Here is a 15602-nt window from a genome sequence, read left to right as displayed (position 1 = left end):
TTCAGCATATTCCCGGCTCATGCCAGATGCAGTTCAGCATATTCCCGGCTTATGCCAGATGCAGTTCAGCATATTCCCGGCTCATGCCAGATGCAGCGTCAGACAGATCTCCATCCAGGGTTCTCCGTCCTTCTCTCGGATTCCGGCAGTAATTTCCCCTTCCATAAGGTGCATCAGCTGACGGCAGATATACAAACCCAGTCCGCTTCCGGGATTTTTACCCACATTGCTGCCCCTGAAAAAGCTGTCAAATATATGGGGCAGTTCTTTTTCTGCAAGGCTGCAACCGGTATTTTGGACAGTAATCACATATTCTTCCTCTTCCCGCCAGGCACTTATCCCGATTTTCCTGCCGTCGCCGTACTTAATGGCGTTTTCTATCACATTCTGCATAACCTCCGTCATCCGATCCCCATCTCCCCAGACCAGACAGTTGGAATATGACTCCATCTTAAATTCCAACTGATAAAGCGCCATTTTCTCTTCATAATAGAGACGAATCTGTTCTAATACCGCTTTCACATAAATTTCCCTGTTTTCCACCTGAAAACTCAGAAAATCTTCATTGGAAGCCTTTACGATTTCGCCGATGCAGGATTCAATTTCATCTGCTTTTTCTTTAATTTTCTCTGCAACCTCCTGCTTTTTCGATTCTTCCTGATAGAGATTTTTGTACAGGGCCTGGGCATACAGGTGAATAGCGCTTAAGGGAGTTTTAATGTCATGGGAGAGTGACAAAAGAAGAACCTTTTTCTCCTTCAGAAGTTCTAACTCCCTGGCCTTGTTTTCCTCTAAGCTCTCCCGCAGCAGATCCATGCCCCACATAAATTTTCCAAAAAAACGATCCTTATTCTCTTCCAGGGGAATGGTGAGATTCCCCTTGGAAAGTTCATAGGGAAGCCGGATCAGTCTGGTAAAGGGCAGCAGTATTTTCTGCCTCACATACCACAGGACAGACAGAGTCAGAAGAAGAAAAAAAACTGCCAGGCTATTCACCAGAACCCGCACCGAACCATCAGAAATTTTTCCGGAAACATAGTATACTTTATAATATGCCAGCCTGGCAGCAATTACCGCATATTCCGATTCTCCATTCCTCCAGAATGCTTCTGATTCCTGGCCTTCTTCCGATTCCCGGGCCAGTACGGATAATCCCGTTACAAAAGGATAATTCTCCGCTTTGGCAAACGCAGCAAGCTCTTCCAGACTTTCCGCCGCCCGCCCCGTTTCTTTCTCAAAATCCTCAACGGACTGTTCCAGCCGGTTGAGGCTAATCCGGTATTCTCTGTCATTTCCTGAAAGTTCTGTCTGGGACAGCAGCAGGTTTACAAAACACAAGACCCCAAGGCCGCCCAAAAGGACGGCCAGCAGCAATTGATTTATTTTCTTCATGCAGCATCTCCTTACCCAAACCGGTATCCGATTCCCCAGACAGTCAGAATCCGCTGGGGCTTTTGGGGATTTTGCTCCAGCTTTTCCCGCAGCCACCGGATATGCACCGTCAAGGTCTGAATCTCGCTTTCACTGTCACATCCCCAAATTTTGCAGAATAGTTCCTCTTTTGGTATGGCTTTTCCCTTATTTTCCATCAGATACAGCAGCAGGTCAAATTCTCTGGCTGTCATAGAAACTTCTTTTCCATCCTGATAGATGTGCCTTCCCACCTTATCCAGCCGCAGATTTCCCTCTGTAATTTCATCTGCAGAATATCTTCTCTGAAAAATCCCTTTAACCTTTGCCATCAGAATGTCAATATCATAAGGCTTCTCAATATAATCATCCGCCCCCTGCAAAAGTCCGTTCAGCTTGTCTTCTTTCCCACCCTTTGCGCTTACAATAATAATGGGCGTGTTGCCTTGCTGACGAATTTTGCTGCATACGCCGAACCCGTCCAGTCCTGGAAGCATCACATCCAGAATGATTAGTTTTGCTCCTTCTGCCTCATAGATTTCCAGGCCCTCTTCCCCGGACCCGGCCAGGTACACATCATACCCCTCTGCCTGCAGGAAATCCGAAAGCAATTCTCCCAGTTCTTCATGATCTTCCACTACAATAATATCCGCCATGTTTCACCGCCGTCCCTCTTGTTACCAGCCCATCTCAATCAACCAGTGATTCAGCTTCCGCTCCCGGAATTTCTCCTGGCCGTCCCCGTCTTCCATTTCCAGTTCTCCCTTAATATTTCCATCTACAATATACAGCACTCTGCTGCATTTTGCAGCTACTTTCATGTCATGGGTCACCAGCATCATAGTGACGCCTTCCTGGTTCAGCTTATTTAATTCCTCCATCACATCCTCTGATGCACTCCGATTCAGGGCTCCGGTAGGCTCATCTGCGAAGAGAATCCCAGGCTGATTAATCAGGCTCCGGCAGATGCAGGCCCGCTGAAGCTGCCCGCCGGAAACCTCGGTAATATCATTTTGCGCCACATCGCTGATTCCCAACTTCCGCATCAGCGCCATGCAGAATTCATTAATTTCCTGTCTGCTGCGGCCTCCCCCAGCCTGATAGGCTGGAAGCAGAATATTATCCATAATGGAAAGATTTTTCAGCATATGCATCTGCTGGAAAATAAATCCCATGCTCGTCAGGCGTACCTGTGCCAAATCCTTTTCTTTCAAATCGGTAATCCGCTTTCCAGCCAGCAGCACCTCGCCTGCCGTGGGCCGGTCCATGCCGGATACACTGTACAAAAGGGTAGATTTTCCGGAACCCGAGGGTCCCATCACCGCTACCATCTCTCCCTGATAAATCGTTAAATTTACATTTTTCAATACATTATTCTGCCTTTTATTTATCACGTAGGTCTTACACAAATCTTTTACATACAATGCTTCTTTCATTTCCGCTCTCCTGTTCTATCGTTTTTACTGCATGGTATCCATCCTGCCAGTCCATTGATTTTCTGCCCGAACTATTTATACAATATGATTCATTTCCTGCACGGATACGGTTTTTACCCTTCGCATGGTAATGGCACACGCCAGCACCGTAATGCAAAAAAGCGAGGCAGGATACACTGCATAAATTTCCAGAGGATTGATGACAAATTCAATTTTCTCCGCTCCCATCATCTGAAATACCCGTCCTGATGTTATTTCAGAAAAAGGCGCACCGGTGAGAGTTCCCAGCACAATTCCCAAAAACAGCACCAGCATAATCCGCTTGATCTGCCATCCAATCAATGCGCCGTTGGAAAATCCAATGGATTTCAGCATCCCAATTTCTCCCCGTTCTCGAATCAGAAACATTTTTTGCATCAGCACTACCACAAAAACGTTGATGGCAATTACCACTGCCAGAATCAACAGCTTCAGTGGTTCAATCCTTCCTGCAATATCTCCAATCATATTGCTGATAAATTCTTTCGTGGTCTTCACCTGGACCCTTGGAAATAATTTTTCCGCCCTCTTTATCACATCGGAAAGCTGCTCCCTGTCTGCTTCCCGCTTCAGCATAATCTGCGTTCCAAAGCCTCCTGTTCCTTCACTGTAATCCAGTTCTGCCTGTTCCACAAAACGGATTCCTTCTCCCATATTGTTCATGGACTGATAGAGAGCTGTGAGCAGATAAGGTTTTTCCTCGCCGCCGCTGGTAATGTAAACGGTGTCTCCCAGTCCGGCTCCAATTTTTTCCGCTACAATATGGGTCATTGCAATCTCATTATCGTAAATGGGCGGTTGGCCCTCGTCATAAAAATACTGATCCGCAGAAGTTCCCAATCCCTGTATCGCAAAGGATTTATAGAACTTCTCCCCTTTTCTCACCCGAAGCTTAAAATAAACCTCTGTAGAGGCTCTTTCCACCTCGATTCCATCCTTTTGCAGCCGTTCTTTGGACTCTTCCAGATAATCATACCAGCCCTGCTTCGTCCCCTGGGCAATCAGCTTTGCCACTTTTTCTTCATCCACCAGGAAAAAATCGCACTCTGTCAAACCGAACCAGGCCCCAATCTTTTCAGAGCTAAGGGTGTTAATTGTATTTACAGGCATTACTACCAGCCACACTCCAATCATGCTGGTGACAAGCAATACCATATATTTTCTAAGCTCGCTGATCACATCATTGCAGGCCAAAAACGTTGTGGCCTTTCTACGAGAACCCTTCAATTGTAAAATCCCCTTTTTCCGGAACCGTTCTCCGTTATTTCCGCTGCGAATGGCGTCCATGGGACTGAATTTCCTGATTTTTCCAGTGCTCCAATAGCCAAACGCCACGATCACCCCTACAATTAGAACACTGACCAGCAGATGAAACAAAACATTTCCGCCGCCCTCTTCCATTACAATTTTTTCTGTTACCTGAAGCAGCAAGCCCTTGCTAAAGGGGATGCTGGCTGCAAATCCTCCCATAGCGCCCGCCAGCGCCAACACAAAATATTTTGCGATATAGAGCTTGCGGATGGAGCTGTCCTGGATGCCGATTGCTTTCATAATGCCAATCTCTTTGAAATCTTCATTGATGGTAAACACTATGGTAAACCGAAGCATAATGACAGATATGGCAATCAAACAGATACTAACCAGCAAAATGACCGCCGCAATCACCATTTCCATTACATAAGTGGTTTTCACCAAATCTCTGCTGCCGCTGAACAACTCACTGAAATCGCAGTTGCTGTACGCTGTCTGGAACGCTTCAGCGTCTTTGCAGACCACAGAATACATCCTTCCATAAGGAAGACCGCTTTCCATTAACAATTCCTCAAAATCGCCGCTGCTTAACACGCACCGCTTGACGCCCATCTGATCGGAGCCCAGAAACGCATCCTTCAATTCTCCCGCCACTTCAAATTCCTTTTCGTATCCATTCTCACACTGAATCCTCAGCTTATCTCCCGCTGTCAGATAATTCTTATCTGCCAGCTTCTGGCTTACATAAATCATTCCATCTTCCATATGAGTAATTTCCCGATTTTCCTTATCATAAAACTTCTGCTGCCGGATGTCAAAGGAATTCAAAATTGAAGTTCCGCCCAGAACTACTTTCTCCCCGTCCTCTGTTTTCAACTGATTTTCTGTAAAAAATAGTTGATCGTCTACCGTATAATTAATTTCCTGCTCTTGATCCTTTAAAAATTCTTCAATATCCTTGTCATTTTCTGAAAGCTCCTCCTTGCTGCCCCCTAAGGTTACAATCAGGAAATCGCCAAGCCCTGACTGATCCATAAAGTTTTCCACTCCGTTTAAAATTACCGCAAAGTTATTCAAGCTTCCTGCGATAAACATGGTGGATAAAAAAATAAACGCCAGCAGAATCAAATGGATGGATTTCTTTCGTTTTAAATCTTTTCTTAATATTCTAAAATACATGGGATGCTCCTTTCCTTGGTTCTGCCAATATTATAATACTAAAAATATTAATAAATCCTTAAATGGAACAACGTGGCAATCGGGCGCATTTTTTGGAGATCAATTGAAAGGCGATCGGATACTGGATCGTATGGATTCTTATGCCAAACCCAGAATAGAAAAAGGGATGTTCCAAAATGCATTTCTTGGAATATCCCTTGAATAGTTCCTTACTATTTCTTTACTCTATGATTATTTTTAATTATTCTCTTTCTTTTCAGTATTTTCTAACGCGTATTCAATACATTGGATAACAACTTTATTAAATGACATTTGATTTTCATCCGCCAGTGCTTGAACCTTTTCTATCAAATCTTTAGGCAAACGCAAAGATTTGTTCTCATACTCTATATATTCTTTTTTTAATTTAAACATTTTATATCACCTTCTGTTTTTTATTGTAATATAAAATATGATAGTATAAAATATTATAAATATATTATTTTTTATACTATATTTTATGTTTTATTTAAGAAAGGAACATATTGGTTATTGCGAGGGGAGGAATTATCATGCACAAAAACGATTTAAAAGATTTCCTTGTGGACATTATGAATGAGCATCATACAATATTTTCAGACATATCATTGTATGAAGAAGCAGACGCCATATTTGTAAAAACCGTTGATAGTGAACGGTTCATTGTCATAGTAACCCCCGTGGTTGCGGATGAAACGATTATAAAACTGTGGGCAAAGAAAAACCCAGAACTGATGTCTCTTGCGCTTGGCGTGTTAAGCATGAAGGATTTAGAATGCTTTACAGAGGAAGAAGCAAACGAATATCTGTCCGCTATCCTTGAAAGGTCAGACTTCTCCAGTATAGAGGATTTAAAAACCAGATTAGGCAATGGCGAATAAAGCAAATTGATTAATAAATAAGAAACAAAGAAGAATCAGCATAGTTGCTAGTTCTTTTTTGTTGGGCATTTTATGTGTAGCTGATTGGAAATCAGACAGTATAAAGTTTCTGCTGTTTGTTATTACCCTCGTCCCCTCCACTTCCTCATATGAAGGGGACAAAACTCCGCTTTTTTCTTTCATCCTGCACAAAATTTATAAACAGCTTCCATTCAGCACCCGCTCTACAAATTCTCTTGCCTGCACCAAATCCTCCTCATTGGGATGAAACAGCCCTTCATCAAAATTCCGAAGCATTTTCCTGCGCCATACCTCCTGCTGCGGGTCTTCCATGGGAATCTCATAATTTTCCCGCACCTGCATGGGCATTTTTCCCTGGCAGAGAAAGGTTCCCAGGTATTGGCAGTCGTCAGGAATCCACACCTTTACTTTCTGTTCAATGGACTTAAAATAATCTTCTCCTCTTCCCAGGCCGCAGGTGCCGAACAGCGCTACTTTCTTTCCCTTAAGCTCCGACAGCATATCAATCACAGAAATATCACAGGTTCCCCGATCTACCCAGAATCCGATAAAAAATATATCCGCATCCTTCCCCCTATATTCCGCCATGCTCTGCATATCCTTGGACATCCCCGGAAGCGCACTGAAAATCTCAGTGGCAATTTTCTTCGTATTGCCAGTGATACTGGAATACACCACCATATACTCCATATTCCGTCCTCCTTACCAATAGGGCGCTCCGCAGCAGCAAAGACCGCCGCCCCCGCAGCAGAAATTGCATGCAAGATTTGCAAGACAAAGCTTCATACAAAAGTCGCCGCCAAAGACCGCAGGGCTCCCATAGCTCTGGCGTCTGGCGTCATACCAGCTTCCCCCGTTCTGAAGCTGTGTATAAAGCTGCTGATACTCCATATTCCCAGGCTCCATAGACACGGCTTTCTGCGCCGCCTCCAAGGCCGCCACATTATTGCCTGCGCCGGAATTGGCTATGGCATACAGATAATGCCAGCGGGCGTCCCGGCTGCTCATGCTGTTTAACACATTCAATGCCTCTCTGTAGTGGCCGCTTCGTATATAATTGGAGGCAGCCTGCTGGTAAGCGCTCTCCTCATCCTGACCAGAAGCCCTGCTTTTCTGACGCTCCTGAAAACCGCCGAAACCGCCGAAAAAATCGCCGAAATCCCAGTAATCTCCAGAAGAGCCTCCCTGGCTCTGTCCATGATAACCGCCCGGCCCGTAACCGCTGGAAGCGCCGCTCTCCTTTTCCCGCATAATCTGCTGATACGCCTGCTGGATCTCTTTAAACTTCTCTTCCGCCTGTTCCTTCTTGGGATTGTTCACATTAGCGTCGGGATGGTATTTTCTGCTGAGGGAACGATAGGCTTTCTTAATCTCTTCCTCTGTAGCGTTCCGGTTCAGCCCAAGCACCGCATATGGATCATACATCTGTTACTTTCCTCTCCCTGTTCTTCTTCACATATTCGTACCGGCACCAGACGCCGGAATATAAAATATTTCTCAGAATCTCTGTATTCTCTACAATGGGAAGACGCTCAAAGGCTTTTGAGCATTCCGCCATCATCATGCGCAGAATCATTTCTGCTTTCTCTTCAAATCCCTCTTTTTCAAAATCCTCCAGAAAAAGATTGTAATTGCCGTTTTTTCTATCTTTCTCTGCATCCTCGTAAGCGTCCATCAAATAGATAAACTTTCCCAGAAAAAATCCCAGACGCCGCAGCTCTCTCTCCCACTCATCCTTGCGCCAGACAAAAACCTCTTCCATAATTCTGCCGAAGCAGCCTGACGCCTCATCCAGATTCCTGCTGTTTTCCCTCTCATGTCCGCGAAGCTGTTTCAGATTCTCCCGAAAGAGAGCCGCTTTCTCAGGATAAGATTCCTGAATGCTCTGGCACTTTCTCTTCAGGAAAAGGGAAAGCGCCCTTTTTGTAACCTTACGCTCATCCTCCCAGTCATCCAGACATTTATAATAGGACAGGAGCAAATTCATATCCGCCCCGTATTCCGTAAAGCGATTGACCCTTGCAGGATGCTTCCTGAAAGGATGAACGATACATTTCTGGCAGCTTACCTCTGTTCCCGGTTCATACAGGCTGGTAAGCAGCAGAATCATAAAGGTCATATCATAGCTTAAGGTAATCTGCCCCCTTCTTCCGAACCGATCCTTCAGCGTCTTGCAAAGCCCGCAGTAATAGGACTGATAAAGATCAAATTCCTTAAACTTCATTTCCGGTTTATTTACAATAATATATCCAAACATAATATCCTCTCTGTATGAATATATTCTAATCCTTTCTGCGGCAATTGCAATGAAGAAAACAGAAAGATTCTATAAAATATTTATAAACTGCCTGCTGCAGTATGGCGGCATTTGCCCGGACAAATACTGGCGAATTCAAATCATCCTATATCAGGAAGAAGATTTTCCAGCTCCTGAATTTCCGCCATCCAGAGGGCGCTGCTGGCGTCGCTGGGCATCCTGAGATCCCCTCTGGGCGAAACAGCCACAGTTCCCACCTTTGGCCCGTCCGGCAGACAGGAACGCTTAAACTGCTGGGAGAAAAACCGCCGGACAAACACCTTCAGCCATTTTAAAATAACTTCTCCGCTGTACCTTCCCTCAAAGGCATACGCTGCCAGCCGGTAAATCTTGCCTGGGCCGAAGCCGGAGCGGAGCATATGGTACAAAAAGAAATCATGCAGCTCATATGGGCCTACAATATCTTCCGTTTTCTGAGAAATCTTCCCATCCTCCGGAGGCAGAAGCTCCGGACTGACGGGGGTGTCCAGGATATCCAGAAGAATTTTTTTCAATTCCGCATTCTCGCAGGCGTCCGCATAATACCGTACCAGATGGCGCACCAATGTCTTTGGAACCGAAGCATTCACCCCGTACATAGACATGTGATCCCCATTGTAGGTGGCCCAGCCCAATGCCAGTTCTGACATATCACCGGTGCCGATGACCATGCCGTTTTCCTGATTGGCAATATCCATCAGAATCTGCGTCCGCTCCCTTGCCTGTCCGTTTTCATACGTGACGTCATGCTGACGCTCCTCATGACCAATATCCCGAAAATGCACCCGTACCGCTTCTTTGATATCTACCTCACGAAAATCTGTCCCCAGACGCCGGATCAGATTCACTGCATTGTCATAAGTCCGGTCTGTAGTTCCAAATCCCGGCATGGTAACTGCATGGATTCCCTTCCGCTCCAATCCCAGCAAATCAAACGCCCGCACGGTTACAAGCAGCGCCAGGGTAGAATCCAGCCCGCCGGAAATTCCGATTACCGCATGGCTGCAGCCGGTATGCTCCAGCCTTTTTTTCAGTCCCATGGATTGGATCGAAAGAATTTCTTCGCACCGCTTCTTTCGTTCCTCTGTCTTGCCTGGCACAAAGGGAGAAGGATCTACAAAACGGGTCAGTTCTGTGACTTCTTTTTTCAGATGGAAAGGAATCTCCCGATAATTGTCTGTCTGCCCTGTAAAAGTAGACATTCTTCTGCGCTGCCCTGTGAGCCTTTGGATGTCAATTTCCCCATACACCGACTGATTACAGAAACGCTCCGCCTCCGCAATCATAATCCCGTTCTCCGCAATCATGTTGTGGCCGGAATATACCACATCCTGGGTGGATTCCCCGTCCCCTGCGCTGGCATAGACATAACCGCAGATCAATCTGGCAGATTGGCCTTCCACCAGATTCTTCCGGTAACGATCTTTGCCGGTAATCTCATCACTGGCAGACAGGTTCACAATCAGATTTGCTCCTGCCAGCGCATGGGAAATACTGGGAGGCGCAGGAATCCACACATCTTCACAGATTTCCACGGCAATCTTCAGTTCCGGTATGCTGTCTGCGCAAAACAGCAAATGGCTGCCCATAGGAACTTTAATCTCCTCTGTCAGAGCCACCTCTTCTGCTTCTTGCCTTCCAGGGGTAAAATAGCGGCCCTCATAGAATTCATTGTAATTAGGGATGCAGGTTTTAGGCACCAAACCCAGCACAGCTCCATTTCCCAGAACTGCCGCCACATTGTAAAGCCGCCCCTTCCATGCGAAGGGAAGCCCCACAAACACCAGCATATTTTTTCCGTTGGTCTCTGCCGCAATATCCAAAAGAACCTCCTTAGCCTGGGTCAGCAGGGGCTCCATCAAAAACAAGTCCCCGCAGGTATATCCGGTAATGCACAGTTCCGGAAAAACCACTGCCACTGCCCGCTGCCGTTCCGCTTCTTCTATTTTCTCTATGATTGCCTGTTTATTGCTGACAGGGTCGGCTACCCTGACTTTTGGCGTCACCGCCGCCACTTTGATAAATCCGTTTTTCACTGGCTGCTCCTTTCTTACCATTGGGTATCCAACAACATTTTTAAGTCCTCCGGCGTAAAAATATAATGTTTATCACAAAACTGGCAGTTTACCTCAATGGGTTCGTTGTCCTCAATCATTTCCTGAATATCATTTACGCCGATGCTGACAATTGCTTTCGTCACGCGATCTCTGGAACAATTACAATGATATGCCGCCGGTATTTTATCCGTGATTTCAAGACCAAATTCCCCCAATATCCGCTCTAACAAGGTTTCGGGTGAAAGGCCCTGTTCCAGCAGATCCGTAACGGAAGTCACGCTGGCAACCTTTTCCTCCAAAGCTGCAACCACCGCTTCTTCTGTAAAAGGCATAAGCTGAACGATAAAACCGCCTGCCTGTTTCACCGTATTATCCTTATTCATCAGCACTCCCAGTCCCACAGCGGAAGGCACCTGCTCAGAAGTGGCAAAATAATAGGTCAAATCTTCTGCAATTTCTGAGGTCTGCAGCGCCACCTGTCCCACATAAGGGTCCCGCAGTCCCATATCTTTTATAACGCTTAAGATTCCAGGGCCAAGAGCGCCGCCTACATCCAACTTTCCTTTCTCATTGGGAGGCAGCATCACGTCCGGCACATGGGGATATCCTTTTACATTTCCTCTGCTGTCTGCTGTTACGGTCATCCCCTTCGCTGGGCCGCCGCATTTAATCTGAAGGGTCAGCAAATCCTGCTCTCCCTTCATCATAACTCCCATCATGGCCCCGCCTGTCAGAAGCCTTCCCAAAGCCGCCGTCATAATGGGGCTGGTATTGTGGTAAATCCTTGCCTGTTCCACCAATTCTCTGGAAGTAACGGCAAACGCCCGTATCTGGTGATTCGCTGCCGTTGCTCTTACAATGTAATCTTTCATTTTCCTTTCTCCCTTGCAATCATGTATATCCGTTGGCTGTCATCTTTGGCCGGTTCTCTGGTAAATGCGTCAAAAGCTGCCAGAACCTCCATTCCGGCCTGCTCTAACAGAGATTTCACCTGTTCTGGCTCATATCCCCGCTGAAAATGAGTTTCTTCGTATTTCCGGTACAGCGGGGATGTTCCCTCTTCCCGGATAAAAAGAGTTAAATCGTATTGGTTGATGCGTTCTTTCTCATCATAGAAGTTTTCCCAGATAAAACTTCCCTCTTCCCGGTTTTCGCATATTACATTTTCCCCTAATACTTCCCTGTATTTGAACAGAGTGTTCATATCAAAAATAAAGACGCCGCCTGGGTCCAGATAATTATTCACCAGCCGAAAGGCCTGCAGCAATTCCTCTTCTTCCAGAATATAATTGATACAGTCGCAAATGCTTACTACGGCTTTTACCGTTCCGTACAATTCAAAATCCCGCATATCCTGCAGCAGATATAAAATATCCTCTGCCCTTCCCTGTTCTGATACATCAGCCGAATTCCCCTTCGGCCCGCTTTCGGAATCAGACGCTTCTCTGGCTATCTGAAGCATTTCTTCCGAATTGTCAATGCCAATCATATCATAGCCTGCCCGGGACAAAAGCCTTGTCATTTTCCCGGTGCCGCAGCCTAAGTCCAGAACAATCCCATCTGAAACTCCGTATTCTTTCAGCAGACTGATCAGGTACCGGCTCCATTCTTCATAGGGTACATTGTCCATAAACAAATCATAAACCCGGGCAAATCCTGTATATGCCTCCATACAAGAATCCTCCATGTTATCCTATATTACCTTAGTGATTTTATCTTGATTATTTCTCCCAAAAAACGTATACTGTTTTTATATTATAGTAAAAACAGATACGTTTTGCAAGGAGCCTTTATGATAGAAAATTACGACCATTATATATCCAGACACATCCGGCGGGTATACTGCCGCCGTCTTGTTTCCCCCATGCTCTATTTGATTTTTCTGATGATCCTGTGGCTGTCCCTTCCCCTGTATGACATCCTGTTTCCTCAGCCCTTAGATTATAGCGACGATTTAAGCGAATACGCAGACCATCATTCCTCTTATATAGAAACAACACTGGAAAACCTGTATTTTACCGGATATACCAATGAATCCCTGGGACGAACTCTGGGTTATTATTACTATACCCTGCCTGCTGCAAATCATACCAAAGACAAGAACAGGCAGGAAGTCAAAAAACAGCAGTGTCTAATCGTTCTGCTCTCTCCTTCTACCTGTGAAGAGGGGCTTCCGCTGATAGACTCTGTCCACATCCGGGGCAGGGTCCTCAAGGAAAATCCTGCTTTCTCTGCGCTGTTGGAGAATCTGGCGAATGATTTGGAGTGGACCAAAGAGGGAATTTCCAAATTCGTAAGTTCTTACTTTATCAGTGAACCTGCTTTTTTGCTTTTCCCCAGCGCCGTTCTGATGACGTTGTATTTTGCCTCAGGCATTTACGCCCTGCTGCGGATAATACTTGATATGATTTATATTCGTTTTCCGGCGTTTGCCCCTGCCTGCCGGCAGCTGGGACGTTTCGGCAAGGCAAAGGAACTGCTGGCTCAGGCAGAAACCGAACTTGCCACCTTACCGCAGCTTGCCACAGAGGATATGTTTATCACAGAACATTATTTTATTGTTCTTGCCGGTTACGGCGCCGCTGTCATTCCCATCCAGGAAATCCTGTGGATTTATAAACATTCCACCCTGCACAAGATTCTGTGGTATCATTTCAGCATTTCCTATACGCTGCATATTACTGCAAGAAAACACCTGCATTTTCACTGCCCGAAAAACATGAAATCTGATATTGACGGCATTATGGATTATCTGGCTGAGGCCAATCATGAAATTCTGGTTGGATTTAACGAAGAAAATCGTCTGAAAGTCCATGGAAAACGTGTCTTTTTGACACATTTTGAAAAGCTGATTGCTTTTTTGCAGAAAAAAATTTAATCTATATAATTACAGACAGGGCTGCGTATTGCCAGCAGGCATTGATGCAGCCCTTGATTTTTTAAGAAAACAATCCGGTAAAAAAGTCCAGAATTGACCGGAAGAAATCTGCCACTTTTTCAAAAATGCTTTTGGCGTCCAGATTGGAGATTTTCTCGTATAATTCCTCTGCCTGCTCTTTCATGGAATCAATATCCAGATCCAGCTCTCCTATTTTCTGCAGAAGATTTGTCAGTTCTGCAATTTCATGTTCCGCCAAAGTAATATCAAACTGGCTGCATGCCTCCTGAATGGCTTCCCTGATTTCATTTTTTGAATTCAGTCCCTTCTCAACAACCTCCTGCTTCAGATAAGCTACCAGCTCTTCTGCTTTCTGGGAATCTCCCACTGCTTCTGCAATATCTCCAGTCAATACCAGTTCATTTAAAGCTGTGTCCATGCTGCGTTCCGAAACTTTGGCTCCAGTCATATCAGAATAAGCTTTCATAGCTCCCACCAGCGCTGCGGTACCTGAAAGGGGAAAAGGACCCGCCACAATAATATCGGCATCGGTAATCCCGGCTGTAATCAAGGCGTTTTTATACATGCCTATGGTGCAGTAAGAAATATTTTTGGTGGTAATATTAATTCCGTTTCCCTGATCTCTTTTTACAATCAGCACCGAGGACAACGCTCTGGTTCCGATTTTGCCTGCGTCCACATATTCCCCTAAATACTCGTGTTCCTCTTCATTGGTAATATAAATTACATCATATTCTGACAGCTCCGCCGGATTGATTCCCAAAAGCTCCAATACCGTCTGCTGCTGATCCGGAGTTAGATTGGCTCCCAGGGCAAGATATGGTTTGTCTTCTTTGGTGATAGGCTCTGTCACTTCTCCCTGCTGATCCATTGCATCCATATTTTCTTCCGATGAGCCTGTGTCCTCTTTGCTTCCTTCGGCCTGAGAATCCTCCATCTCCTGGCTGTTTCCCGGCGCCACTTCTTTTTCATCTGTTTCTGCCGCCCATGCCTGAGCCGGCGTCAGTAAAAGAAGCATAACTACCATCAAAAGGCTGATGATTTGATTTCCGCGCTTTTTCATGGTTACCTCCATTCTGTCCTCTGTAATTGTCCTTTGCACATCTGAAAAAATGATGCGTATTCGCCGCAGGATGATCCTTCTTAAATCTCTTCCCTTGCGCTTTGGCCTTCCTTACATTTTGGCTTTCATCCATTTATAAATGTCTTTATACACGGTTTCCTTATCCAGTTCATTTAAAATTTCATGGCGGTCAGCGGGATATAATTTGCAGGTAATATTCTGAATTCCAGCTCTTTTATAAGCTACGCAGACTGCTTTTACTCCTGCACCGTAATTGCCCACCGGATCCTCCTCCCCTGCCACCAGAAGAAGCGGAAGTTCTTTTGGAATGGCATTGATATGGGCCGGCTTGTTAATATAATGTATGGTGTCAAACAGCGTATAATAACCATTTAACGTAAACTTAAAGGTACATCTTGGCTCTTTGTTATATGCTTTTACAATCTCTTTATCCCTGGTCAGCCAGGCCCCTTCCGTCCCTTCCGCACGAAATCTCTTATTGTTCCCGCCCAGCGCCATCTTTTCTACCAGCTTACACCTGTGGTTCCAGCCGCAAAACAGGGCCAGAACCCTGCACAGGCATTTTCCCGTTATCACTGCCGCATTGGGCTGATTGCCGGTTCCCATAATAATGGCTCCTTTCAGCCCGCCGCCATACTTAGACAGATATTTTCTCAAAAGAAAGGAACCCATGCTGTGGCCCAGCATAAAATAAGGCGTATTCGGGTGTTCCTTTTGAATGATTTTACGCAGATGGTTCAAATCCTCCACCACAATATCACTGCCGTCTTTTGGCGCAAAATATCCCCAGAATTCTTCTGATTGCACAGATTTTCCATGCCCCAAATGATCATTTCCCACTACCATAAAACCCTGCTTTGTCAAATATTCAGCAAAGCCCTCATATCGTTCCACATACTCAATCATTCCATGGCTGATCTGAAGAATTCCTTTTAATTCTCCTTTCTCCGGTTCCCATTTCACTGCATGAATCTTTGTCTGTTTATCAGCCGATAAAAATCCAAAAGTTCCCTTTTTCATAGGCGTCTCCT

15 protein-coding genes are annotated in these 15602 nt (G+C 45.4%); 2 read left to right on the top strand and 13 right to left on the bottom strand.

The annotated features are described in order from the left end of the window. Window positions 1–81 precede the first annotated feature (81 nt). The 5 genes from E5329_RS02310 to E5329_RS02290 all read right to left on the bottom strand — a co-directional run bounded on the left by E5329_RS02310 (window position 82) and on the right by E5329_RS02290 (window position 5729). Window positions 82–1392, bottom strand: a complete 1311-nt coding sequence (locus E5329_RS02310; RefSeq protein ID WP_135987969.1) for a sensor histidine kinase — start codon at window positions 1390–1392, stop codon at window positions 82–84. A gap of 11 nt (window positions 1393–1403) precedes the next feature. Further along, window positions 1404–2066 carry a response regulator transcription factor gene (locus tag E5329_RS02305; RefSeq protein WP_135987968.1) on the bottom strand — a complete coding sequence of 221 codons (663 nt, stop codon included), beginning with the start codon at window positions 2064–2066 and terminating at the stop codon, window positions 1404–1406. 21 nt (window positions 2067–2087) lie between these two features. Next, window positions 2088–2846: an ABC transporter ATP-binding protein gene (locus E5329_RS02300; RefSeq protein ID WP_135987967.1), complete on the bottom strand. Its 759-nt coding sequence runs from the start codon at window positions 2844–2846 to the stop codon at window positions 2088–2090. 75 nt (window positions 2847–2921) lie between these two features. Then, window positions 2922–5315, bottom strand: coding sequence for an ABC transporter permease (locus E5329_RS02295; protein ID WP_135987966.1), 2394 nt, complete (start codon window positions 5313–5315; stop codon window positions 2922–2924). A 237-nt stretch (window positions 5316–5552) separates the two neighbouring features. After that, a complete protein-coding gene (locus tag E5329_RS02290) occupies window positions 5553–5729 on the bottom strand; it encodes an Arc family DNA-binding protein (protein WP_135987965.1) in 177 nt (58 codons plus the stop codon). A gap of 137 nt (window positions 5730–5866) precedes the next feature. Here E5329_RS02290 and E5329_RS02285 point away from each other — a divergent pair, with 137 nt between their 5' ends. Continuing rightward, entirely contained in the window at window positions 5867–6214 is a 348-nt protein-coding gene (locus E5329_RS02285) for a hypothetical protein (protein ID WP_135987964.1), read from the top strand. Window positions 6215–6409: 195 nt separating this feature from the next. On the opposite strand, the gene bilS is transcribed toward E5329_RS02285, so the two are convergent. The 6 genes from bilS to E5329_RS02255 all read right to left on the bottom strand — a co-directional run bounded on the left by bilS (window position 6410) and on the right by E5329_RS02255 (window position 12260). Beyond that, window positions 6410–6925: a flavodoxin family protein BilS gene (gene bilS / locus E5329_RS02280; protein ID WP_135987963.1), complete on the bottom strand. Its 516-nt coding sequence runs from the start codon at window positions 6923–6925 to the stop codon at window positions 6410–6412. Between the two features lie 12 nt (window positions 6926–6937). Continuing rightward, window positions 6938–7660, bottom strand: a complete 723-nt coding sequence (locus E5329_RS02275) for a DnaJ domain-containing protein (protein ID WP_135987962.1) — start codon at window positions 7658–7660, stop codon at window positions 6938–6940. After that, a complete protein-coding gene (locus E5329_RS02270; protein WP_135987961.1) occupies window positions 7653–8492 on the bottom strand; it encodes a DUF5685 family protein in 840 nt (279 codons plus the stop codon). Before E5329_RS02270 ends, E5329_RS02275 begins: the two co-directional genes overlap by 8 nt. A 140-nt stretch (window positions 8493–8632) precedes the next feature. After that, window positions 8633–10567 carry an NAD(+) synthase gene (locus tag E5329_RS02265; protein ID WP_135987960.1) on the bottom strand — a complete coding sequence of 645 codons (1935 nt, stop codon included), beginning with the start codon at window positions 10565–10567 and terminating at the stop codon, window positions 8633–8635. 14 nt (window positions 10568–10581) lie between these two features. Beyond that, a complete protein-coding gene (gene hslO, locus E5329_RS02260; protein WP_135987959.1) occupies window positions 10582–11460 on the bottom strand; it encodes an Hsp33 family molecular chaperone HslO in 879 nt (292 codons plus the stop codon). Then, window positions 11457–12260: a class I SAM-dependent DNA methyltransferase gene (locus tag E5329_RS02255; RefSeq protein ID WP_135987958.1), complete on the bottom strand. Its 804-nt coding sequence runs from the start codon at window positions 12258–12260 to the stop codon at window positions 11457–11459. The genes hslO and E5329_RS02255 overlap by 4 nt, the downstream gene beginning before the upstream one ends. 120 nt (window positions 12261–12380) lie before the next feature. Here E5329_RS02255 and E5329_RS02250 point away from each other — a divergent pair, with 120 nt between their 5' ends. Then, the gene (locus tag E5329_RS02250; RefSeq protein WP_135987957.1) at window positions 12381–13466 is read left to right on the top strand and encodes a DUF6709 family protein; all 1086 of its coding nucleotides are present in this window, start codon (window positions 12381–12383) and stop codon (window positions 13464–13466) included. 61 nt (window positions 13467–13527) lie between these two features. Here E5329_RS02250 and E5329_RS02245 read toward each other — a convergent pair whose 3' ends face one another. Further along, the gene (locus E5329_RS02245) at window positions 13528–14550 is read right to left on the bottom strand and encodes a DUF1002 domain-containing protein (RefSeq protein ID WP_168356487.1); all 1023 of its coding nucleotides are present in this window, start codon (window positions 14548–14550) and stop codon (window positions 13528–13530) included. A 111-nt stretch (window positions 14551–14661) separates the two neighbouring features. Beyond that, window positions 14662–15591, bottom strand: coding sequence for an alpha/beta fold hydrolase (locus tag E5329_RS02240; RefSeq protein ID WP_135987955.1), 930 nt, complete (start codon window positions 15589–15591; stop codon window positions 14662–14664). Window positions 15592–15602 lie beyond the last annotated feature (11 nt).

The sequence above is a fragment of the Petralouisia muris genome, assembly GCF_004793545.1.
GTDB lineage: Bacteria > Bacillota > Clostridia > Lachnospirales > Lachnospiraceae > Petralouisia > Petralouisia muris.
Note: the sequence above shows the minus strand (reverse complement) of the source record. Positions and strands in the feature narration are given on the sequence as shown.